The 22,234-nt window shown below is 47.6% G+C and carries 27 protein-coding genes; 5 read left to right on the forward strand and 22 right to left on the reverse strand.

Annotation, left to right across the window (positions count from 1 at the left end; all coding sequences use genetic code 11):
• Positions 1 to 86: 86 nt before the first annotated feature.
• From FSB75_RS14170 to rlmD, 4 genes are all read right to left on the reverse strand, one after another.
• A complete protein-coding gene (locus FSB75_RS14170) occupies positions 87 to 1,205 on the reverse strand; it encodes an endonuclease/exonuclease/phosphatase family protein (protein WP_146788827.1) in 1,119 nt (372 codons plus the stop codon).
• A gap of 146 nt (positions 1,206 to 1,351) precedes the next feature.
• Complete coding sequence (locus FSB75_RS14175) at positions 1,352 to 2,287, reverse strand: rhomboid family intramembrane serine protease (protein ID WP_146788829.1); 936 nt, start codon at positions 2,285 to 2,287, stop codon at positions 1,352 to 1,354.
• A gap of 32 nt (positions 2,288 to 2,319) precedes the next feature.
• Positions 2,320 to 3,024 (reverse strand): rhomboid family intramembrane serine protease, encoded by a 705-nt coding sequence (locus tag FSB75_RS14180; protein WP_146788831.1) that lies wholly within the window; start codon positions 3,022 to 3,024, stop codon positions 2,320 to 2,322.
• Position 3,025: 1 nt separating this feature from the next.
• On the reverse strand, positions 3,026 to 4,636 hold the full coding sequence (gene rlmD / locus FSB75_RS14185) for a 23S rRNA (uracil(1939)-C(5))-methyltransferase RlmD (RefSeq protein WP_146788833.1): 1,611 nt from the start codon (positions 4,634 to 4,636) through the stop codon (positions 3,026 to 3,028).
• 155 nt (positions 4,637 to 4,791) lie between these two features.
• Between rlmD and FSB75_RS14190 the strand changes: the two genes are divergently transcribed.
• The 5 genes from FSB75_RS14190 to FSB75_RS14210 all read left to right on the forward strand — a co-directional run bounded on the left by FSB75_RS14190 (position 4,792) and on the right by FSB75_RS14210 (position 9,178).
• On the forward strand, positions 4,792 to 5,472 hold the full coding sequence (locus FSB75_RS14190; RefSeq protein ID WP_146788835.1) for a sterol desaturase family protein: 681 nt from the start codon (positions 4,792 to 4,794) through the stop codon (positions 5,470 to 5,472).
• 119 nt (positions 5,473 to 5,591) lie between these two features.
• The gene (gene trmB, locus FSB75_RS14195) at positions 5,592 to 6,302 is read left to right on the forward strand and encodes a tRNA (guanosine(46)-N7)-methyltransferase TrmB (RefSeq protein ID WP_146788837.1); all 711 of its coding nucleotides are present in this window, start codon (positions 5,592 to 5,594) and stop codon (positions 6,300 to 6,302) included.
• Positions 6,283 to 6,477 carry a DUF5522 domain-containing protein gene (locus FSB75_RS14200; RefSeq protein ID WP_146788839.1) on the forward strand — a complete coding sequence of 65 codons (195 nt, stop codon included), beginning with the start codon at positions 6,283 to 6,285 and terminating at the stop codon, positions 6,475 to 6,477. The genes trmB and FSB75_RS14200 overlap by 20 nt, the downstream gene beginning before the upstream one ends.
• Before the next feature lie 22 nt (positions 6,478 to 6,499).
• Positions 6,500 to 6,892 carry an MGMT family protein gene (locus FSB75_RS14205; RefSeq protein WP_146788841.1) on the forward strand — a complete coding sequence of 131 codons (393 nt, stop codon included), beginning with the start codon at positions 6,500 to 6,502 and terminating at the stop codon, positions 6,890 to 6,892.
• Between the two features lie 129 nt (positions 6,893 to 7,021).
• A complete protein-coding gene (locus FSB75_RS14210) occupies positions 7,022 to 9,178 on the forward strand; it encodes a right-handed parallel beta-helix repeat-containing protein (RefSeq protein ID WP_146788843.1) in 2,157 nt (718 codons plus the stop codon).
• 126 nt (positions 9,179 to 9,304) lie between these two features.
• Here the strand turns inward: FSB75_RS14210 and FSB75_RS14215 are convergent, their stop codons facing one another.
• The 18 genes from FSB75_RS14215 to FSB75_RS14300 all read right to left on the reverse strand — a co-directional run bounded on the left by FSB75_RS14215 (position 9,305) and on the right by FSB75_RS14300 (position 22,186).
• Positions 9,305 to 10,087, reverse strand: a complete 783-nt coding sequence (locus FSB75_RS14215; RefSeq protein ID WP_146788845.1) for an anti-sigma factor — start codon at positions 10,085 to 10,087, stop codon at positions 9,305 to 9,307.
• A complete protein-coding gene (locus tag FSB75_RS14220) occupies positions 10,084 to 10,620 on the reverse strand; it encodes an RNA polymerase sigma factor (protein WP_146788847.1) in 537 nt (178 codons plus the stop codon). The genes FSB75_RS14215 and FSB75_RS14220 overlap by 4 nt, the downstream gene beginning before the upstream one ends.
• Before the next feature lie 72 nt (positions 10,621 to 10,692).
• A complete protein-coding gene (gene gcvH, locus FSB75_RS14225) occupies positions 10,693 to 11,070 on the reverse strand; it encodes a glycine cleavage system protein GcvH (RefSeq protein ID WP_146788849.1) in 378 nt (125 codons plus the stop codon).
• Between the two features lie 174 nt (positions 11,071 to 11,244).
• Positions 11,245 to 12,024: an exodeoxyribonuclease III gene (gene xth, locus FSB75_RS14230; protein ID WP_146788851.1), complete on the reverse strand. Its 780-nt coding sequence runs from the start codon at positions 12,022 to 12,024 to the stop codon at positions 11,245 to 11,247.
• Positions 12,025 to 12,051: 27 nt separating this feature from the next.
• Positions 12,052 to 12,804, reverse strand: coding sequence for an HNH endonuclease signature motif containing protein (locus FSB75_RS14235; RefSeq protein ID WP_146788853.1), 753 nt, complete (start codon positions 12,802 to 12,804; stop codon positions 12,052 to 12,054).
• Positions 12,797 to 13,705, reverse strand: coding sequence for a DNA adenine methylase (locus FSB75_RS14240; protein WP_172623152.1), 909 nt, complete (start codon positions 13,703 to 13,705; stop codon positions 12,797 to 12,799). The genes FSB75_RS14235 and FSB75_RS14240 overlap by 8 nt, the downstream gene beginning before the upstream one ends.
• A gap of 45 nt (positions 13,706 to 13,750) precedes the next feature.
• A complete protein-coding gene (locus FSB75_RS14245; protein WP_146788857.1) occupies positions 13,751 to 14,434 on the reverse strand; it encodes a hypothetical protein in 684 nt (227 codons plus the stop codon).
• A 10-nt stretch (positions 14,435 to 14,444) separates the two neighbouring features.
• Positions 14,445 to 15,284, reverse strand: coding sequence for an ABC transporter permease (locus FSB75_RS14250; RefSeq protein WP_146788859.1), 840 nt, complete (start codon positions 15,282 to 15,284; stop codon positions 14,445 to 14,447).
• Positions 15,262 to 16,194: an ABC transporter ATP-binding protein gene (locus FSB75_RS14255; protein ID WP_146788861.1), complete on the reverse strand. Its 933-nt coding sequence runs from the start codon at positions 16,192 to 16,194 to the stop codon at positions 15,262 to 15,264. Before FSB75_RS14255 ends, FSB75_RS14250 begins: the two co-directional genes overlap by 23 nt.
• A gap of 45 nt (positions 16,195 to 16,239) precedes the next feature.
• Positions 16,240 to 16,659, reverse strand: a complete 420-nt coding sequence (locus FSB75_RS14260) for an arsenate reductase ArsC (RefSeq protein ID WP_146788863.1) — start codon at positions 16,657 to 16,659, stop codon at positions 16,240 to 16,242.
• Between the two features lies 1 nt (position 16,660).
• Positions 16,661 to 17,296, reverse strand: coding sequence for an MIP/aquaporin family protein (locus tag FSB75_RS14265; protein WP_146788865.1), 636 nt, complete (start codon positions 17,294 to 17,296; stop codon positions 16,661 to 16,663).
• Positions 17,296 to 17,721 (reverse strand): arsenic resistance N-acetyltransferase ArsN2, encoded by a 426-nt coding sequence (gene arsN2, locus FSB75_RS14270; protein ID WP_172623153.1) that lies wholly within the window; start codon positions 17,719 to 17,721, stop codon positions 17,296 to 17,298. Before arsN2 ends, FSB75_RS14265 begins: the two co-directional genes overlap by 1 nt.
• Positions 17,722 to 17,898: 177 nt before the next feature.
• Positions 17,899 to 18,237, reverse strand: a complete 339-nt coding sequence (locus FSB75_RS14275; protein ID WP_146788870.1) for an ArsR/SmtB family transcription factor — start codon at positions 18,235 to 18,237, stop codon at positions 17,899 to 17,901.
• A 71-nt stretch (positions 18,238 to 18,308) separates the two neighbouring features.
• Positions 18,309 to 19,448 (reverse strand): methionine aminotransferase, encoded by a 1,140-nt coding sequence (locus FSB75_RS14280; RefSeq protein ID WP_146788871.1) that lies wholly within the window; start codon positions 19,446 to 19,448, stop codon positions 18,309 to 18,311.
• Positions 19,445 to 19,804: an MmcQ/YjbR family DNA-binding protein gene (locus FSB75_RS14285; RefSeq protein WP_146788873.1), complete on the reverse strand. Its 360-nt coding sequence runs from the start codon at positions 19,802 to 19,804 to the stop codon at positions 19,445 to 19,447. The genes FSB75_RS14280 and FSB75_RS14285 overlap by 4 nt, the downstream gene beginning before the upstream one ends.
• Positions 19,801 to 20,193 carry a RidA family protein gene (locus tag FSB75_RS14290; RefSeq protein ID WP_146788875.1) on the reverse strand — a complete coding sequence of 131 codons (393 nt, stop codon included), beginning with the start codon at positions 20,191 to 20,193 and terminating at the stop codon, positions 19,801 to 19,803. Before FSB75_RS14290 ends, FSB75_RS14285 begins: the two co-directional genes overlap by 4 nt.
• Entirely contained in the window at positions 20,190 to 20,921 is a 732-nt protein-coding gene (locus FSB75_RS14295; RefSeq protein ID WP_146788877.1) for a 3'-5' exonuclease, read from the reverse strand. Before FSB75_RS14295 ends, FSB75_RS14290 begins: the two co-directional genes overlap by 4 nt.
• Before the next feature lie 164 nt (positions 20,922 to 21,085).
• A complete protein-coding gene (locus tag FSB75_RS14300; protein WP_146788879.1) occupies positions 21,086 to 22,186 on the reverse strand; it encodes a mannose-1-phosphate guanylyltransferase in 1,101 nt (366 codons plus the stop codon).
• Between the last annotated feature and the right edge of the window lie 48 nt (positions 22,187 to 22,234).

Raw genomic sequence — 22,234 nt, forward strand, 5'->3', positions numbered from 1 at the left:
AAATTAAGGCAAGCAAAGAAACAAAGATCAGCAACAACAGCAGAAAAGAAGACGAGGAGCGTTCATGATGCGCCAAAGATAGGGGCTTATTTTTTCAGCCGCACATCGGTTACCAGCATGTAATGATCGGAAAGCATACGCACAATCCGGTTGAATTGTTTGATCTCGAAATCTTTTGTGGCGAACAGGTAATCAATGCGCAGCGTTGGCGAAATATCAACGTAGGTGCGGCCCACGCCAAAACCTTTCTCCAAAAAAATGTCCTGAAACTTATCGTTCTTGATGGTGGCGTAAGCGTAGGAATTGGGCACGTCGTTAAAATCGCCGGTAAGAATGGTTGGATAAGGATCGTTGGAAAGCATTTCGCTGATGATGCCCGCTTGTTCTTTGCGCACCACCATGGCGCGGCGCACCTTGCCAAAGATGCCGCGGGAACTGCGAAGCGGATTTGTTTGGCCTTCCTTTATTTCTTCAATGTTGTCGAAGTCTTCTTTTTTGAAAGCCAGCGATTGCAGGTGCGTGGTATAAACGCGAAAGGTATCGTTGTTGTGAACGATATCCGCATGAAGCAGGGTTTCGGGATAAGCAGCGTGCGGAAAATTAACCTTGCCGCTGTCAATGATGGGCAGCCTCGAAAAAATGGCGTTACCAAACCATTGCTTGTTGCCGTCGTTGCGCCAGGCAAAATAGTAATGGGGATAGCCAAGCTCTTTTATTATATATGCCAGGTTGTTGTAGTAAGCCGTATCGGTAGAGGTGAAAAACTCCTGAAAGCAAAGAACGTCGGCGTTCTGTTCTTTGATCTGGTCCATCATCTTCAACCTGATTTGGCTGCCCCGGTTGTTGTTACGGTGTTGCTCAATGAAGCGGGCCACGTTCCAGTGGGCAATGCGAACGGTGTCTTTGTCCTTTTGATAATTGAATTTTTGCGTGGTATTGAAGGCAAAAAACAGGGCAATACTTTTGTAGCCGACAAGTAGCGGAAGCAGCGAAAGCAAAACAAAACGCGGCTTAAACACCAGCCAGAAAAAAATAAAGGCAACAAGTGTGATGGCGATAAGAACAAAGCCCAATCCCAAGAGCGAAATGGCCCACCATCTCGCGGGGTCCAGCTCGGGTGCAAGGCAAGCCAATAAAAACACCACGGAAACAGTGATGTTGAGCGCAAGAAAAACACCCTTTGTAATGCGGCGGTAGGTGGCCATTGCTGCAAGATAAAAATTGAAAGCTGAACGTTCAAACCCCGTTAATCGTTTTGCTCGTTGTGATACACATCGTTGTGCACACAGGCTTGTACAAAAAAGCCGCGGAACACTCCAGCGGCTTTTTTGCAATCATGAAAAAATCGTGTTTAAAGAAGGTCTTCCTGGCTGGCCCTTTTCAACATTTCTTTTTCGTCGTCGCTCAGCGAATTATATCCCTTCTGCGAAATCTTGTCCAGAATTTCATCAATGCGTTGCTGTGTAACAAGGTTTGCTTTTTTGTAGGGCTGCACCTTGCTGTTGTAGTAAAGCGTCGTTTTCGGAGAAGTTCCTTTACTGGGTTTATCGGGGTTAAACAAGTTGTTCACCCAATCAAAGAAACTGTTCATCCATCCCCCCCAGTTGTGGCCGCGCTGCAGAGCCATCACAAAAGCATAACCCATGGCCGCGCCACCCAAATGCGCAATGTGACCGCCTGCGTTGCCAAAAGGAATGCCGGCCAGATCAACAAGAAGATAAATAAGCGTAATGACCCAAAGCGGAATGCCGCCGTTGAGCATGGGAAAAATGCGATAGCCCGGCGCCAACACGGTAGTGCCAATGGCAATGGCCATTACTGCTGCCGATGCGCCAAAGGCTTCCGACACGGGCAGCGACGGCTTCAAGGCTGGAATGAAATTGAAAGCCAAAACGTAGAGGGCCGCGCCAGCCAGTCCGCCGTAGATGTAAAGCGGAACAAGGTTTTTGTTGCCGGTTAAATCCTGAAGAATGTAGCCAAAGGCCCAAAGCCAAAGCATGTTGCCCACGATGTGCCAGATGCTTACCGTGTCGTGTACAAACATGTGCGTGAGCAGAGTCCAGGGGCGGGTAACGAAAGTATCCACGTCGGCGGGCAGCGTAAACCACCGGAAAATTTGCTCGTGAAAAAGTCCCACGCCCTGCGTATTAAAACTGAAATAATAAACAACTTTGATGAAAGCGAGAATGGCAAAAATGCTCAGGTTTATGGTCAGCAACAGGGTCAGGCTATTGCCGTCCTGACCTATGGAGAGTTTGGATTGATTGCGTTGTTGGTAATAACTCATACAAATATCATTTCAGCAATTTATCTGCCACATTAATAAAACCGGCGGCGGTCGGTTTTGTTCCAAAGCAACACCAGAATGATACCCGTTACGGCACCGCCAAGATGCGCAAAATGCGCAACGTTATCGCCTGCAGAATTTTTGATACCGAGCCAGAGTTCAAGTCCGGCATAAATAAGAACGAACCATTTTGCTTTAAGGGGTAAGAGAAAGTAAACATAGATCATGGTGTTTGGAAAAAGATAGCCAAAAGCCGCCAAACAACCAAATACCGCTCCCGATGCGCCCAACGTAGCCGTGTTCACCCGAAACTCGGGCGATTCAAGGTACAGCGCCTGTTGATCTGCCGGGAGCGAACGAAAAACCTTCATCACAGGTTCCATCTCAAAATAGAGAACGCCAAGGTGCAAAAGCGCTGCACCCAAGCCGCAAGCCATGTAAAAAATTAAAAACCGCTTCGCTCCCCAACTGTTCTCCAGCTCGCGGCCAAACATCCACAGGGCAAACATGTTGAAGAAAATATGGTCGAAGCCGCCGTGCATGAACAGGTGCGTGATGAGCTGATGCGGCTTAAAAAATACCGAATGCACGTCGTGCAGCGCAAAAAGGTTATCCAGGTCAACCGTTTTGCTGTTTTGAAAAGTTAGCTGGGCCAAAAACACCAGCACGTTAATGATGATCAGGTTTTTAACAACGGGCGGAAAAGGATTGGGTCTGTAGTATCTGAATTCGCTCATCTTATCTTCTTTTTAGCTGAACAACGTTTTCAATGTGGTGCGTGTGCGGAAACATGTCAACGGGCTGCACTTTTGTTACCGCGTATTTTGCGTCTAACAGCGAAAGGTCTCTTGCCTGCGTAGCCGGGTTACAACTCACGTACACCACAGTTGGCGCTTCCATGTCTAAAATTTTCTCTACCAGTTTTGTGTGCATCCCGGCTCGCGGCGGATCGGTGATGATGACGTCGGGCTTTCCGTGCGCCGCGAAAAAATCATCGTTGCAGACTTCAATCACATCGCCGGTAAAAAATTGCGCATGGCCAATACCGTTGAGCAAAGCATTTTCTTTTGCGTCCTGCACAGCCGCGTCAATGGCTTCCACACCGATAATTTTTTTGGCGCCGCGGCTGCAAAAAATACCAATGCTGCCCGTGCCGCAATACAAATCATACAGGGTTTGCGAACCGTTCAACTCCGCAAAATGGCGGGTGATTTGGTAGAGTTTCTCTCCTTGCTTTGTGTTGGTTTGAAAGAAAGACTTCGGCCCGATTTTAAACCGGAAATCTTCAAGCTTTTCCTCCACGAAGCCTTTGCCTTTGTACACAACCGGCTCCTGGTCGTAAAGCGAATCGTTCCATTTCAGATTAACCGTGTACAAGAGCGTGGTAATGTCCGGAAAGTTTTTCTCAACGAAAGAAAGAATTTCCTGCCGGCCTTTTTTGTCGTCTTCGCCAAACACAACGTTCACCATTACCTCGCCGGTGGTGCAGATGCGGAATTGCAAATTGCGCAACAAGCCTTTGTGTTCGCGAAAATCATAAAAGCTGTAGCCCTTTTGGAAAGCAAAGTCCCGCAGTGCATTGCGAAGCGCATTTTGCGGCTCGGCCTGCAGCCAGCACTTTTCAATTTGCACCACTTTGTCAAAAAAGCCTTTGGCATGAAAGCCCAGTGCACCCGCTACCCCACCCGCCCCTGAAGCGGTCGGGGGTGCCAACGCACTGACCTCGCTTTCCGACGATTTTGCTCCATTGGCAGTGTTTTCGACAAGCGAGGGCTGCGCGGCCGGCAAGCCTTCTTTAGGAGGTTGGGGGGTAAATTCTTTTGTGCTAAAGGTGAACTCTAATTTGTTGCGATAGAATTTATCTTCCTGAGCTCCAACTATCGGTAAAAATTCCGGCAATTGTATTTTGCCAATGCGACTGAGATTGTCTTTTACCTGCTGGTGCTTGTACTGGAGTTGTTTCTCGTAGGGCAACATTTGCCACTGGCAACCGCCGCACACGCCAAAGTGCCGACAAAAAGGCTCGGCTCTTTCTTTTGAATAGACGTGAAATTTTAAGGGCTGTCCTTCGGCCCAATCCTTTTTATTCTTGCCCAACCGAAGGTCCACTACGTCGCCGGGCACAGCGCCTTCAATAAAAATCACTTTGCCGTCGCGGCGGGCCAGGGACTTGCCCTCGGCCGCGTAAGCCTCTACCAAAACCTGTTCTAAAACCGTATCTTTTTTCTTCTTTTTCACAGGCGGTAAAAATACAGCCGAATCAACTGCTGCCTCTTTCAAAAAAGAAAGAGCAGCGGTTTTAACAACTGCTTCGGTATCGTGGTCCGTTGGTTGTTGGCCGATGTTCATAGAGAGCGTTCACTATCAAGCTGCCTGCGAGCAACGACCAACGGACAACCCTTCTCTCTCACCGATGGAACGACCGGGTTTAACAATTAACCCTGCTTAACGGCACATGCCTTACGGCCGTAAACCTTAAATTTGCAAGCAAATCCAAACAGCGTATGAAGTTTGAGAAAATCCACAACAAAGGCCAGGCACAGCTCTTCGAGAATCCTGTGTTGGAATTTTTTACCAAGGGACACCCCCTGGTCATCTGGGGCATGTACCTTCCCTTCATTGTCGGTCTTCCCATTTATGCCGGCCGCGAACTTGGATTTAGCGGCGGCAAAATAGCCGCATGGTTTATCGGCGCCATGTTCTTCTGGACATTTTTTGAATACCTGGCGCACCGCTATGCTTTTCATCTCAGTCCGAAGGGTCAACGCACCAAGAAGTTTGTGTACATCATGCACGGCAATCACCATCACTATCCCCGCGACCGTCAGCGCCTTTTTATGCCGCCGCTGCCAAGCCTTATCCTGGCTTCGGCTTTGTTCGTTGTTCAATACCTCATTTTAAAAGAAAACGTCTTTGTTTTCTTCCCGGGCTTTATTCTGGGCTACCTGATGTATGCTTCCATGCACTACGCCATTCACGCCTGGAACCCGCCGTTTAAATGGATGAAACCCTTGTGGCGCAACCACCACCTGCATCATTACAAGGACGAAGAAAAAGGCTTTGGCGTTAGCTCCACCATCTGGGACCTTGTCTTCGGCACCATGTTCGATTTGAAAAAGGAAAAAGAAGACAAGGCAAAAGTGCAGGAACTGATGTTTGAGAAGAAGCGGCAGGCGGTTGGCTAATCGCTTTTAGCTTCAATATTTTTAAACGGCCTGTTCGGAAGAACGGGCCGTTTGTTTTTTACGAATGGTATTTTTGTGAGCTTGGAGCTCGCAGCCAAAAGCTTGCGGCTTGATTTACTATGGGTCAAAAAAAACTGGTGCGCTTTGCCGAGTTGGAAACCTTTTCGAACGTGTTGCAATACCCCGAAAACACGCAAGGCACATGGAATACGTTTTTCGAAAACAGAAACCCGCTGGTGTTGGAACTGGCTTGTGGCAAAGGCGAATACACAGTAGGCCTTGCGGAACTTTATCCAACTAAAAATTTTATCGGTGTTGACAAGAAGGGAAACCGTTTGTGGGTGGGTGCAAAAAAGGCCATCAATCATCACCGGCGGAACGTAGCCTTCCTGCGCATCCAGATCGAACAAATAGAACAATACTTTGGGACCGAAGAAGTGGACGAAATCTGGATTACTTTTCCCGACCCGCAGCTTCGCATTTCCAAGGCAAAAAAGCGGCTGACGCATCCGCGCTTTTTGCGCAGCTATTTCCAAATTTTAAAACCCGGCGGAAAAATTCACCTCAAAACCGACAGCCCCGATTTGTACAACTTCACCAAAAAAGTGGCCGGCATGTACGGCTGCAAGATTTTGCAGGACGTTGACGACGTTCACGCCGCACCGGGCCTGCGGCAGGAACTTTACATTAAAACACATTACGAAAGCCTTGACATTGCCGGCAGCAACCGCGTGCATTATCTCTGTTTCTCTTTGCCGGAACATTTGCCCTCGCCGCTTTTGGACAAAACCCTGCAACAACAATTGCGCGATGAAGCAGGGATGGATTGAAGGCGAAGATTATTACGTGAGCGAAGCCGGGCTGGTAGTTTTTACTGCCAAATATTTACTGGAACGAGGCTATTGCTGCGGCAACGGCTGCAAACATTGTCCGTACAATTTTGAAGCCGTTGCCGAGCCCAAACGGTCGTATCTTTTAGCAAACAGAAAAGAACACGAGCTTTAAAGCACGAATTACCCCAATGTTTATGGCGAAAGAAAAACGTCCTGCACAAGAATCTTTAAAAAGCATAAAGCCATCCGGCAAAAAAGACGAAAGTTTTTTTGAGCAGGTGTTTGACGTGGTGCGGCTGATACCGAAAGGAAGGGTAACGTCATTCGGCGCAATAGCCGCTGCGCTGGGCACAAAGCTGTCGGCGCGGATGGTGGGCTGGGCCATGAATTCGGCACACAACGTAAAACCAAAAGTGCCGGCGCACAGAGTGGTCAACAGAAACGGAATGTTGAGCGGCAAAATGCACTTTGCTACACCCACGCAAATGCAGGAATTGTTGGAAAAAGAAGGCGTGAAAGTGGCGGATGATAAAGTGGTGGATTTTGAAAAAAGATATTGGGATCCGGCCACCGCGCTTTCGCTTTAAATGAAGTTTGAAATTGCCATTTTATTATTGTTTATTCGTATCCACTTAATCTGAAATTTCTTCCTTGACACAGGACGGAAGCGAAGCCAAACAAAACCACTTTTGCATAACGCACAACCGGACCTGTTTATGAATCATCCACGCTTCGCAAATAGTAAACACCTGCTTTGCACAGCCGCATTCCAGCTTTTCGTCTTTGTTCTTTTTGCGCAAAACAAAACTTATTACGTAAGCCCCGCGGGCAACGATGCGAACGACGGCCTGACAACGGGCACCGCCTGGCAAACCACGGCCAAAGTGAGCGGCTTTTCTTTTCAACCCGGCGATAAAATTCTTTTTGAAGGCGGCCAAACCTTTACCGGCTTTCTCGAATTTGGAAACGACGACAACGGCACGGGCAAGGCAACCGTCAATGCCAACACGACAACCGGCTTGTATGCCTACAACGTGGGCGGCATGGAAGTGCAAAACCTCGTTTTTACCGCCAACGGCGCCACCAACAACACGGCCAACGGCGTAGAGTTTTACACGGATCAAACCGTGACCAACCTTGACCACATTGTGGTGAACAACGTGGAAGTTTACGGCTACGGCGGCAGGGGTATTTTGGTTGGCGGCTGGGGCACCACAAAAGGCTACAACGGCGTTCGCATTACCAACTGCATTGCCCGCAACAACGGCCGCGCCGGCATAGAAATTTATCATTCGTCGTTGCAGTATATAAACACCAACGTTTACGTGGCTTATTGCCGTGCTTATCAAAATGACGGCCGGAGCGATTTCACCGCAAACTATTCCGGCAGTGGAATTATTGTTAGCGGCTCTGACGGCGCATTGGTGGAATATTGCGAAGCCTTTGAAAACGGAAAAAACAACGGCGGAACAGACGGCGGCCCGATTGGCATTTGGTTTCACAACCTGAAAAACGGTACCATCCAGTTTTGCGAAAGCCATCACAACAAAGCCGGGCTGAACGCCGACGGCGGCGGTTTTGATTTAGACGGCGGATGCCAAAATTGTACGGTGCAATATTGCTACAGCCACGACAACGAAGGCGCGGGTTACGGCCTGTTTGAATACGGATCGGACAACGCCTTTACGAACAACGTTGTCCGCTACAACATCAGCCAGAACGACGGCCGGAAGAACGACTACGGCGGCATCGCGTTGTGGGGTGTGGATGCTTCGCACAAAATCACCAACACGGAGATATACAACAACACGGTTTACGTGAACAACGCCGCCGTTGTAAACGGCACGCCTTCAGCCGTTATGATCTTAAACGACAACGCTTCACAAATTCATCTACGAAACAATATTTTTTACGTAACGGGCGGCGCCAACATGCTTGACGCGGCTACCACGGCCGATGTATCTGCCATCCTTTTTCAAAACAATAATTACTATGCGGAAAGTGGTGGCAATTTTTTGTGGGGCGTGAACACCTATACAACGCTCAACGCCTGGAAAGCCGCAGCCACAGGCCAGGAAATGCTAAACGCAACATCAGTAGGCAGTGCGGCAAATCCGTTGTTGGTAAACGCGGGTGGTGGTGGAACTATCGGGCCGGCTTCGGGTGGCGATCTGCTTGCGTTAACGGCCTATCAGCTTCAAGGTTCTTCCGCGTTAATTAATGCCGGATTAAATCTCTCGTCCTTGTTCGGCATTAATCCGGGCACGAGAGATTTTTACAACAATCCCATCCCAATAAACGGGGCTTATGACATAGGTGCGCATGAGTTTGGATACGTTGCTTTGCCCGTTTCATACATTACACTTACCGGCCGGCTTTCAGAAAAAACCTTGTACGTAAGCTGGATGCTCAACAGCACCAGAACGGTTGAAAAAGTTGTTGTGGAAACAAGTACAGACGGACGAAACTTTCTGTCCTTGAAAGAATACAATGGCCTTAACCAACTTCAGGCTGCAGAAAGTATAGCGGGTAATTTCCCGAACGTTTTGTTTTGTCGTGCGAAGGCCGTTGGCAAAACCGGCGAGGTCGAATACTCGAAGATTGTGCGCCTGCAAAAAAGCAGTTTGCAAAACACGCTGAACGTTTACCCGGTTCCGGCGACCAACACAATTTTTGTTCAATCGGTACTGCCGTTAAAAGCCGGTGTACTGGTGTTGCGCAATGCGGCAGGACAAGTTGTTTTGCAGAAAGAAATTGCGGCAGGTACGACTTCTTTGTCGCTTGATTTGTCTGCGTTGACAAGCGGCGTTTACATGGGCGAGTTAAAAAGCAGTGATGGTTTGCAGCAGGCTTTTAAAGTGAGCAAGCAATAAAAACCTCAGACCAAAAGGTTGCAAGAAAGGCTGCCCAAACAGGCAGCCTCTGATAACCAACTATTGACGGACAGGAGTAAAAACAACCATCCTGTTCCTATTTACGTTTGACAACAATTTTTGGATTTACAAATTCCCCAGAACGTACATCTGTCCTTTGGGCGTGGGGCTTCCGCCTTTTTCCTCCAGCGTAATGGCAAAGGCCTGTGCGTTTTGCACGTTCTTCATTTTTACCAACAGGCGTTTCTCTTTTACCTCGAGCATTCCCAGGTCAATGGGTTTGCCGTTAAGCAAAGCCCACAACTGGTACTGTTTATCCGAGGCCGGTTGCGGCAGGTTGTTCACCATCAGGTAAACGTCTTTGGTTCCGGTGGTGTCCCAAAAGATGGTGGTTTGCGCCTGCGGCGCCATTGCCGTTCCTTTGAGCGAAACCATTTTTACACCCGGCTTCGTCATCATGTCGGCTTGCTGTTGCAAGCTTTCCAATTGCGCGGTTGACTGCTGCAATTGTTTTTCCGTTGCGGCCCGGCTTGTTTCTAATTCTTTGTTCTTTTCGTTGGTTGTGTAAGCCCAGTAGCCAACGCCAAGCAAGCCAACGAAACAAGCGGCGGCCAATAGTTTCCATACGTTCATGCGCCGCACGGGTGCTTGCGAACTTTCATTTTCCAAACCGTTTCCCGCAACTGAGGGCGCAATGACCTGCGCTATTTTCTCTTTCAGATAAGCCGGCGGCGCCACGGCGTCCTGCATGGCTTGCGTCTCCAATGAACGTTCAAACGCATCTCTTGCTCCGGCTATTTCGGGATAGGTTGCACACAGTTGCTCGAACTCCTGGCGTTCGGCATCCGTGGCAAGGCCCAGCACGTAGCTTTCCACAATTCCGCTGTTTATGTATTCTTTTACGTTCACTGCAATAGGGTTCTTAATTGTGTAAGGGCAGTCCGGATGCGGGTTTTCACCGTGCCAAGCGGAATGTCCAACGCTTTCGAAATCTGCTCGTGCGTGTATCCCTGGAAGTAGGATAAATCAATGAGCAGCCTCTGTTCGTCCTTCAATTTCTGCAACACCTTTTTCAAACCAAAATCATCCGCACCGGGCTTCACGGTGCCGTAAGCGCCGTCGGCTTCCACGATCGGCTGTTGCCGGCTGCTTTGCTGAAACGATTTTGACCGGGTTTTGTCAATGGCGGCGTTGCGTGCAATGTTGAGCATCCAGGTAAAGAGGCGTCCTTTGCTTTCGTCGTACAGCTCAATTTTGCGCCAGATGTTAACGAAGGTTTCCTGAAGTACGTCATTGCTCACCTCCGCATCCCCGACAATTTGTTTCACGACACTGTACAGCGCACCCGAATAATGGTCATACAAATAACCAAAGGCCTGGTCGTCCTTCGTGCGAAGAGCCGCCACCAGTTCCCGCTCATCGTATGTCTGCTTAATGCCCAATAGTTGGTTAGGGTTTGATGCGGTGAGACATCGGGTTTATTTACGCGTAAAGTTCAATTTTGGATTTGTGAATCAACCCGCCAGCTTTTCGTAGGCCGCCGCGTCCATCAGGTCGTCAATCTCCTGCACGTTTGCGGGCTTCATGCGCACCATCCAGCCTTCGCCGTAAGGATCGGTATTCACCAGCTCGGGATTGCTGTTCAGGGCAGGATTTACTTCGGTAATGGTACCGGCTACGGGCAGGTAAAGATCCGATACAGTTTTCACCGCTTCCACCGTGCCGAAAACTTCGTGAGCATTGAGGTTTTTGCCCACGGTTTCAATTTCAACGTAAACAATGTCGCCCAATTCGTGCTGGGCAAAATCGGTAATGCCAATGACGGCTTCGTCGCCTTCAACTCTAATCCATTCGTGGTCTTTGGTGTAGCGCAAATGATCCGGGTAGTTCATATATCTGGTTTGGTGCAAGATAGGGAAAGAAGTCATTGCGCAAACGAAGGGAGCCGTTTCGTTCGAAGAGCGAATCTTTATGTACCGGTAGTTCGTTTATCCGTTAAGCATTGTTGCGTCGCACACTTGTACGTTCGTTAATCTTATTCGGCAATGTTTCATTTCTTTTACTGATTAATGCGAAGCTTTTAATTCAATCCATACCGGCGCGTGGTCGCTGGTTTTTTCCCAGCCGCGAACCTGCTTGTCAACGCCGCCTCCTTTTAATCTTTTCTCCAGCGAAGGACTCAACAAAAAATGATCAATACGAATGCCGGCATTGCGGCCAAAAGCGTTGCGGAAATAATCCCAGTACGTGTAAATATTTTCGTCGGGATAAAGCTTGCGAATGGCGTCTGTCCAGCCTTGCGCAAGAATGTTTTTGAAGGCTTCCTTGCTTTCGGGTTTGAAGAGCGCATCGTTCACCCAGCGTTCGGGTTTGTAGGCATCTTGATCGGTAGGAATGACGTTGTAATCGCCGGTGAGAACAACGGGCTTGCCGGAATCAATCAGATCCTGTGTGTGTTTGCTGAAACGTTCCATCCACCGCAACTTGTAATCGAATTTTGGTCCCGGTGCGGGATTGCCGTTGGGCAGATAAAGACAACCAACAATTACATCGTCAACGGTTGCTTCGATGTAGCGGCTTTGTTCGTCATCGTCGTTTGCGGGCACGCCGCGTCTCCGCTCTTCGGGCTTTGCACCACGTGATAAAATGGCCACGCCGTTCCAGCTTTTTTGTCCGTGCCACACGGCGCTGTAGCCGGCTTCTTTGATGGCGTCTTCGGGAAATTTTTCCTGCGGCGCTTTGAGTTCTTGTAAGCAGGCAACATCGGGTTTTGTTTCATCAAGCCAGCGAAGGAGAACGGGAAGGCGGGATGAGATGCCGTTGACGTTGTAGGTTGCGATCTTCATACTTGAATAATTGAGTTCTGGCCTTACTTATTTTCTGTTCGCCCTCTTCGCAAGAACTTGTTTAATGAACTTCGGCAGTTCGATATTCTGTTGTTGGGCAATAAGTTTTATTGCATCGTAATATTTGATTTCGTCACCGCTCCATTGCAAGTCAAGCCGTCTTACTTGTTCCATCGCGATATGATTATAGTTGTCAGGAGTTCCCCAATAACACTGCAAACAATCTTTCGGTTGCTTTAATCTTTGCCAGTTCTCACAGTGTTCACAACTCCATGACTTTGCTCTGTTGCAAGAGCCACATAGCAACATAAAATGCTCTGGACTTCTATCCAACGTATCACCGGCTACTTCATAAGGAACGCGGTGGTCAACCTGTAAGTAACGTTCTTCAAATTGACCGTTACATATCTTACAACGTCCACTGCAAGCCTCGTATAGCTGATGCTTGAAATGTTTTGAAAACTGGATGCGGCCTGCAATGCGCCCTGTTTGAATTTGTGTTAAGTCTCCAAATTTGTAAGCTGCTATCCACCTTCCTGTCCTTTCAGACTTTACACGATAAGTTTCTAAGGGAATACCAGCTTCACGAACATCTCTCGCAGCTCTTGGGCCTTGTGTATAACTATGACCGAATTTTTCTTTGTCTTGAAGGTCATCGGTGGTAATAAAGCCATACTTAAGAATGTGGTCAATTACAACTCTTGCCCGGGTGGCCGTGATAGATTGTAAATGCTCTAAAAATTCTTTCGGGTAAGCAGTCTGTTTTTCTTTTTTAGCCATGCGCCGCAAAAAGGTCTATTTGGCAGGATGTAATGCCGGTTAATCTTTGCAAGTCAATTTTAGTAACCAAAGCAGGAGATAAAAATACGGCTTCATAAGTAAACTCACGCCGATTGAGCAATGTAGCCTGCGATGAGCGGCCTGCGTTAATTTCAATCTTAGTGAGATTGAGAGCCGTTGGCAAGGGAAGTCCGTAAGTTTTATCACCGGTTCTTCCATCGTAGCTAAGAATGAACGGCACGTTGCGGCTGTTTAATTCGACGAGCGACACGACAAAATTTTCAAATTCTATGTTGCCGGCGTAGTTAAAGCCCCCATTTACACCCGTACCTTGATAAGGCGGGTCCATATAAACCAAATCCCATTCTGTTGCTCCGTCTAAAACGTTTTGATAATCGTTTGAAAGGATTTCTGTTTTGCCTTTCAAAAGTTGTGACACCCGCAAAATATCATTGCGCATCATTGCAGGATTTCTACCCAATCGTCTTTTATCAGGACTCTGGTTAAATTCTCCTTGTGCATTATATCGTACAGCCGCCTTCACGCATTTTGCCAACAGGAAAAGTAAATATTCTGGCTTTTTTGATTGATTGAATTCATCTCTAATCTGATAATAATATTCTTCTTCATTGCCCAATTGTCCATGCCAGATGTCGTGATAGTGTTTAATAATTGTTTTTGGATTGTTGATAATCGCATCCCAAAGATTTGCCAACGGTTCATTGATGTCATTGACGACAAAACGGTTCGCTTTGAAATAATAAGCAGAAGCAATGGTGATGGCAGCAGAACCGGCAAACGGCTCGATCAAGCGGTTAAAACTTCCAGGAAAGTATCGCAAAATTTGATCAGCGATGTTGCGCTTGCTACCTTGATATGGAATAGGATGTGGTAATTTCATTTTCCAGTCGTTGTTCAAATATAAGCACATCACCACCGAAATCTATCACTCAAACACCTTCTCACTCAAACCCTTGTTAATCTTATAGCCCGTGTAGGTTATCGTTACCGTTCCTTTTTTATTCTTGTTCTTGTCCTCCACCTTTGTTCCGCCCTTGTCGTATTCAAACGTAATGCCTTTGGGCAGTTTGTAATCTTTGGTATTGAAAGAGAAAACAACTTTATCAGCCAGGCCCCAAGCCGTGTATTTGCCGTAAGTCATTTGCACGTCGTAGGTGCCGCTTTCTTTTGTTGTCACCACGGCTTTGCGAATGACCGCGTCTTTTTCGTCAACGTATAAGGTTGAGAGAACCACGTCGCTGTTTTCATTGGTGGGAATGAGTTTTACGATCGTTGTCGTTACGCCGTCAACGATGGCTTTGCCAGCGGCCACCGTTTGGTAACCGCCAACGGGCAGGAGCGAAGCCGTGTTCACGCTCACGCCGCCTTTGGGCAGAATGGAAATGCCACCGGCTTTTTTCACTTTGAACTTGTTGGGCTTTTTAAAATAAACCGTCACGTCCGATTCCTGTGCGTTGATAAAGGACACGTCGAGCTTTAGTTTGCCCGTGGCTTCGTAATCGTTCACCTTTTCCAGCTTGGCTTTTACCTTTTGCAAAAGCGCTTCTTCGGTTTGTGCAAAGGTTGTTGTAACAAGAAATGCGAACAGGAAGGAGAGAAGAATCTTCATAGAAAAGGGTTTAAGAGAGAATGTCCTTTTTGCGAAAGAACCACACCGCCAAAGAAACAAAGAGGGCAATGTGAAAAAGCAGGATGCCCGCCGACTTTAACACTTCACGGTAGTCAACGGGGTTGTCGAAAAAGCCTTTCCAGTTGAGCATGTGATTGGTAAATAAGTAAGGCTTCAGCACGTTAAAAATCGGAATGTCCATCGTGGTTAAGATAGTCATTACAATTACTACACTCATGGCGCCTACAATGGGCCCGATGCTGTTGTCGGCAAACACCGAAAATAAAAAGGCGATGGACGCAACGGTGATCATGCTTAATGCGGCAAAGCCGTATGCGGCCACGTATCGCCAAAGCACGTCGTTGCTGTTGAGCAAAATAAACTGGTCGCTCTTCTGCACCATTAAATCGCTTACACCAAACAAAACCACGGACCCCAGCAAACCCATAACGGCCATGAAGGTGAGTAAACCCAAAGTATAAATTGACGAAGCAAAAAATTTACTCAACATTAGTTGCGTGCGACTCACCGGTTTTGTGACAAGTAAACGAAGTGTGCCCATGTTGGCTTCGCCTGCTACGACATCGCCGGCCACCAAACAAATGAGCAGGGGCACGTGCACCAACAGGGTATGAAGAATAAGATAAAAAACAAAATAGCCGTTGAGCTTTTTGCCTTCAATGTCAAAAGCCGTATTGATGTTTTGCAGCATGAACTCCATGTAACTTTCGCCGTCGGCTTTCATGGCCAATTGAATCAACCCGATGATGAGCGCAATGGCCGCAAAGGCAATGTAGGTGCGTGGCTTCTTGAATATTTTAAACAGTTCAAGCCGTGTAAGCGTCCACATGTTGGTTAGCGGTAGTAAGCGTTAAAAAATAATCTTCCAATGAATGTTTTGCACGAAGCGAGAATACCTGGATGCCCTGCCGCACGAGGTCTTCGTTCAGCGCAGGAATTTCGCGGCGGTGCATTTTTAAAACAAGTCCGCGTCCATTTTGTTGAATCCCTTTGCTCCATTCTGTTGCGTTCAGGAAATTCATTGTACGTTCATCGTTGTCTGTTTCCAAGGCCACCAACGTATCCGAAGGGTTCAGCAAATCACTCACTTTTCCTTCGGCTACTTTTTTGCCGCGGTCAATGATCAACATGCTGTCGGCCATCACTTCTATTTCGCTCAATAAATGCGAGGACACAAAAACGGTTTTGCCATCGTTCTTGCTGAGCGATAAAATGAGGTTGCGCACATCGGCAATGCCTTGCGGGTCGAGGCCGTTGGTGGGTTCGTCAAGAATGATCAACTGCGGATTGTGCACCAGCGCGCAGGCGATGCCCAGGCGTTGTTTCATGCCCTGCGAGAAAGTTTTCACTTTGCTCTCCGCTCTTTCGGCAAGGCCTACTCTCTGCAAGCCTTGCAACAACTCTTTTTTGGTGAGATGAATGCCGCTTAGGCGTGCGAACATGCTCAGATTTTCCAACGCTGTGAGATACTTGTATAAATCCGGCTTTTCAATGATGGCGCCTACGTTGCTCAACACTTCTTTGCGGTGATGCGCCAGTTCTTTTCCCAGGATGGAAATGCTTCCGGCGGTGGGCTGAATGAGCGTAAGCAACATGCGGATGGTGGTGGATTTGCCGGCCCCATTTTGCCCAAGAAAACCGTACACCTCTCCTCCAGACACAGAAAAAGAAAGGCCGTCAACGGCCTGGATGTCTTTGAATGTTTTGCTCAATCCCTTTACCTCAATGATGGACGCCATGCAAACAAAAATACGCGAGGGTTTGTGTGAAGGCTAAAGCAAAGGTTAGCGTTGAGAAGAGGCTGGAGCAACGTTTAATTCATTCAACAGTTCCTTTACTTTTTGTTCTACTAAACTTCTTACTTGTCGAAATTCATCGCCGTCCAAGTGGCGCGGATCGGGAATTTGCCAATCAATGAATTGTTTAGCCGGCATCCACGGACAAGCATCGCCACAACCCATTGTTACCACTGCATCAAAAGGCGCAAAGGCTTTCACTTCATCCAACGATTTTGAATCGTGCGTTGTTAAGTCATAGCCTAACTCTTTCATCACGGCAATGGCTTTTGGGTTAACAACGCCGGACGGTTTAGAACCGGCACTGAAGGCCTCTACGTTATTGCCACCATGAATTTTCGCAAAGGCCTGCGCCATCTGGCTGCGGTTGCTGTTTTCGATGCAAACGAACAAAACTCTAATTGACATACTATTTCAATAAACGGTGAACAAAAACAGCCGACACGCTGCCGGCAATGGGTGCGGTGAGATAAATCCATACATTGTTTAAATAACCCGAGGCCAATGCCGGTGCGAGTGAACGTGCCGGGTTCATAGAAGCGCCACTGACCGGTCCCGCAAACATGGCTTCGAGCAACACGACAGAGCCCACAGCAAGGCCGGCAAGCAGGCCTTTTTCTTTGCCTCTTTCCGAAACGCCAAGAACGGTTAGCATTAAAAACAGCGTGAGAAAGACTTCCATCACCCAGGATTGCGCCGGCGTCCCTGTCGGAATCGTAGCGCCTAAACGCTGCGAATCGGGAAATAAAAATTTTAAAACGAAGCTGGCGCTGATAGCGCCGCCGAATTGGCTACAGACGTAGGGCAGCAATTGTTTTAACGGAAATGTTTTTTGTACGGTAAAGGCAAGGCTAACGGCCGGATTAAAATGCGCTCCCGATTTTTCGCCGAAGGTGTAAATCATTGCCATCACTACCAAACCCCACGTAACGGCGATACCAACGTGCGTAACGCTGCCGTTTTGCGTTTCGTCAACAATGACCGCGCCGGTGCCGCAGAAGACGAGAATAAAAGTCCCGGTGAATTCTGCGAAATATTTCTTCATCAAAGTTCTTTTTTCATGACGGTGGCAGAGGCGGGGCAAGTGCTCTTGAACTCCGTTGTTTGCTGAATGAAAAGCGGCGCTTCGGAGCGGTTAACAACGACGTAACCTTGCTTTGAAAAGAACGAAGCAGCGGTAGTGGTCAGCAAATAAAGCGAACGCACGCCGCTTTGCCTGGCGTGCGTTTCTAAAAAACTTACCAAGGCCTCGCCAAATCCATTTCGGCGTCTGTCTTCTTTCACACTAAGGCTGCGCAGCAAGCCAGCCGTTCCGTTGGTTTGCCAACCCATTGTTCCGGCCAGTTCATTGTCAGTTTGCAGGGCAAACAGTTCTACCGTAGCATCAATATCACTTGGCGGAAGTGAAGCATTTCCCGGCAGGGAAAGTGCTTCCGCACGTTGTTTATCCAAAACAAGAATGAGGTTCATTCGATAAAGATTAAAAAGAAAAGGAGGCATCATTTCTATACGAATGCCTCCGTGTTTTTAGCAGCAGCCCCAATCGGTAATGGTGCAGCAGCCTTCATCGGTTGTGCAGCATCCGGGGTCGTTCTGAAGTTGAATGTCTGTGTTCATGATTGTTTCATTTTATGGTTAGAAAATAAATCAACAATTGCAGGCTCTTTCGTGCTTTGCTTTCAGGCTGGTAAAAAGGCTGGCCATGTCTGCGGTAAAGCGTTCAAAAGCTTTCCAGTTAATGCAGTAACAGGAACGAGGACCGTCCAGCGTGCCTTCAATCAGGCCCGCATTCTTCAGTTCTTTCAAATGCTGCGACACGGTTGACTGCGCCAACGGTAACACGTCAACAATCTCCCCGCAAATGCATTCGCTCTTCTGCGCCAGCACTTTTAAAATAGCAATGCGTGCCGGATGACTCAGGGCTTTGGCAATCTCTGCCAACTCCTGTTCTTTTTTGCCGAATTCTTCTTTTTTGTGAAAGGCCATTTTTTAATCTTATATCGCAAATATAAGATTAAACAAACCGCACAAACAAATCTTTTTTGATGAACGGCTTTTTACAGTTTCGTCAAACGCTCAATGGCCGCGTCGAGCGTCTCTTCTTTTTTGCAAAAACAAAAACGCAGCACTTTGTTGTTTACGTCCTGCTGGTAAAAGGCCGACACGGGAATGGTGGCCACGCCAAATTCTTTGGTCAGGTGAAGTGCAAAATCTTTTTCATTGCCGCCTGATAAACCTTCGTAAGAATAAATTTGAAAATAGCTGCCGTGTGTGGGCAAAGGTTTCAACTTTGTTTGGCTCATGCCTTGTTGAAAGTAGTTGCGTTTCGCTTGAAGAAATGAGCCGAGTTCCAAATAATTCTCCCGCTTCTTTAAAAAGTTTGATAGCGCAACCTGCTTTGGCGTATCGCAACTAAAGGCGTTGAATTGATGAATCTTTCGAAACTCGTTCATCAAATATTCCGATGAAATGCTGTAACCCAATTTCCATCCGGTACAGTGATAAACTTTGCCAAACGAAAACGACACAAAACTGCGTTTGAGAAGATCGGGGTATTTTAGAATGCTTTGGTGTTCGTAGCCGTCGAAGATCAGGTGCTCGTACACTTCATCGGAGATGATGATGATGTTTGTGTCCTTCACCACCTCGCGCAGTTGCGCAATGTCTTCTTCTGTCAGAACGCTGCCTGTTGGATTGTGCGGCGAATTGATCATAATGGCCCGCGTTTTTTCCGTAACGCTTTTCTTCACTTCGGCCCAATCAATCTTGTAATCGGGAAAAGTTAACTGAAGTGATACAGCTTTTGCCCCGTTTAATTCAATGGCCGGAATGTAGCAGTCGTACGCCGGTTCAAAAACAATTACTTCATCGTTAGGTTGCAAGATGGTTGTAAGTGCCGTGTACAAGGCATACGTGCCGCCGGGAGTAACGGTGATTTGCGTATCGGGATTGATTTTGGCCTTGTATAAATACTCCGTTTTTTCTGCAAGGGCTTCACGAAGCGGAACATAGCCGTTCATGTGCGTGTATTGATTGTGGCCCGTGCGCATGGCTTCGTTCACCAAGGCAACGAGTTCTTCGCTCATCGGAAAATCAGGAAAGCCCTGGCCAAGATTAATGGCCTTGTGTTGCGCAGCGGCTACGCTCATCGTGGTAAATATCGTGGTGCCTACATTGGGCAGTTTGGATTGAATCATTGTTGGGAAAGAATTTCTTGTTTTACTTTTTTGGGTAAGCTGTCAACAATCAGGTTGTACGAATCATCAATCCACTGCTGCAACAATTTATCCGACACGCTGCCATCAACAACAATCGTGTTCCAATGTTGCTTGTTCATGTGATAGCCGGGTCTCACGCAAGCGTATTGTTCGCGCAAAAGCACGGCGTTATCGGGGTCACATTTGGCATTGAACTGAAGTGGAACAGAATCAAGAGCGGCCAGCAAAAACATTTTGCTGCCAATTTTAAACACGAGTGTATTGGGCCCGAAAGGCAGCGTTTCTTCCACGCTTTTTTTGGCAAGACAATACTGACGAAGCGTTTCGATGTTCATCCGGCTAAGATAGCGGTGGCTTCGATTTCAATTAAATATTCCGGCGCAACCAAAGCCTTTGCTTCAATCATCGAGGTACAGGGCTTGATGTTCGCAAAGGCTTCGCCGTGTGCTTTGGCGTATTCATTAAAGCGGGAAATGTCGGTAACAAACATCCGGGTGCGAACAACGTCGTTTAAGGAAGCGCCGGCTTGGTGCAAAACCTTTTCTATTTTTTGAAGAATGAATTTTGTTTGTGCGTAAGCATCGCTATGGCCAACAACATTGCCGTATTCATCAGATGCGACTGTGCCGCTGACTTCAATATGGTTGCCGATTTTTACGGCGCGGCTGTAGCCAACCTTGTCTTCCCAAACAGCACCGGAAGAAATGTTGATGCGGTTGTTCATACATCCGCTTTGCGCAAGTTTTTGATTTCGATGTTTGCCGGTTTCACCAGCGTCTCGCAATGAAAGCGGAGAAGAATTTGCGCCAGCGTAATCACGTCCTTCTGGCAATATTCCACAATGCGTTCGAGGTCTTTTTGCACGTAATAAACTTCGTTCACCATGCTGCCGTCAATGTCGTCTTTCGGAGAGGGCACGCCCAACACTTTTGCTAATAATTTCAACGACGTATAACTTTTAAAATCGCCAAATTTCCAAAGCTCCAGCGTATCGAGATGCCGCACCTCCCACGGCTTGCGACCGGAAATTTTTAACGCTTCGGGAATTTCAACCCCGTTTACAATCATGCGGCGGCAGAGGTAAGGATAATCGAATTCTTTGCCGTTGTGAGCACACAAAAATTTGTCGGCTTGTCCGCTCCAGCCTTGCAGCATGTTTGCAAAATCCTTCAACAACTTTTTCTCATCATCACCCGAATACGATTTGATGACCAGTTTCTTTTCTTCACCTGTTCCCTGAATACAGCCGCAGGAAACGCAAATGATTTTTCCGAATTCGGCGTAAATGGCGGCGCGGGGATAAAGCAATTCGGGTGTATCGGTTTCGGGATTTTTTGTAAGCGATCGGGTTTTGTGATTCCACAAGTCTTTCCATTCGCTGTCCAATTGGTGATAGCTTTCTTCTTGGGAAACCGTTTCTATGTCGAGAAAGAGAATGTTGTTGAAATTCATATTCACTGTTTCACTATAGCCTGCAATCTACACGGTAAGGACAAAAAACAAAAAAGAGTTTATGCACGTTTTGAACCACAAAGGCGCAAGGCGCGAAGAACGTTGTGAACCTTTGTGCCGGCGTTTACCTGCGTCCGTCAAAGGGTGTCTTTGCAATTCGACGATCAAAGAAATTTCTCGCCGGTATTCCGTTTTACTTCGGCCACGTATTCTTTAATCTCCTGCTCTTTGTCCTTGTGGCAAATGAGCAGTACGTCTTTTGTGTCGGCTACAATAAAATTTTCGAGGCCCTGCAAAACCACCAACTTGTCGTCGGGCACGTGCACCACGCATTTGCTGGTGTCAAACACAATGACCCTGTCGCCGGCAACGGCGTTTTCCAGGTAATCTTTTTCCATGTTGTCCCAGGCGCTGTTCCAGGTGCCTAAATCGCTCCAGCCAAAGGAGGCCGGAATAACGTACACGTTGTTGGCTTTTTCCATCACGCCAAAATCAACAGAAATGTTGGAGCACTGCGGATAAATTTCTTCGATGATTTCTTTTTCATCCGATGTATTGAGCTTTTCTTCTTCGCTCAAAAACAACTCGTACATCTCCGGCATGTGCTTGTGAAAAGCATCAATGCCGTTTTTAATTTTCCAAATGAATATGCCGGAGTTCCAGAGAAAATCGCCGGAGGCTATAAATGTTTTTGCCAGCTCAAGGTTGGGCTTTTCGGTAAAGGTCTTCACCTTGTGCACACCGGGTGTGGCCGGTGCGTCTTCGTGTTGAATGTAGCCGTAACCGGTGTTGGGGTAAGTGGGCTTGATGCCGATAGTGACGAGCGCATTAAAATGATTCACAAACTTCAGGGCATCGTTACAAACTTCCAGAAATTTATCTTCCTGCAAAATGAGATGATCGGCCGGCGCCACAATGAGCGAAGCCTCCGGATTCATTTTTCGCAGCTTGAAGGAAATGTAAGCAATGCAAGGCGCGGTGTTTTTGCGAAACGGTTCGCCGATGATGTTTTCTTCGGGCAACTGCGGCAATTGTTCTTTGGTGATGCCGAGATATTCATTGGCCGTTACCACAAAAATATTTTCGGCCGGTACCAGGTGTACAAAGCGTTCGTAGGTTTGTTGGATCAGCGTTTTGCCGGCTCCCAGAATGTCTAAGAATTGTTTGGGATGGTTCACACGGCTGACGGGCCAAAACCGGCTGCCGATGCCACCGGCCATTATCGCTACGTAGGTGTTCTTCGGGTCAAGCTGTTGGTTGTTCATGTATGCGCTTAGTTGATTGGTTGATGAGTTGATTGGATATTTTTTTCG

This window comes from Flavisolibacter ginsenosidimutans (genome assembly GCF_007970805.1).
In the GTDB taxonomy this organism is placed as follows: domain Bacteria; phylum Bacteroidota; class Bacteroidia; order Chitinophagales; family Chitinophagaceae; genus Flavisolibacter; species Flavisolibacter ginsenosidimutans.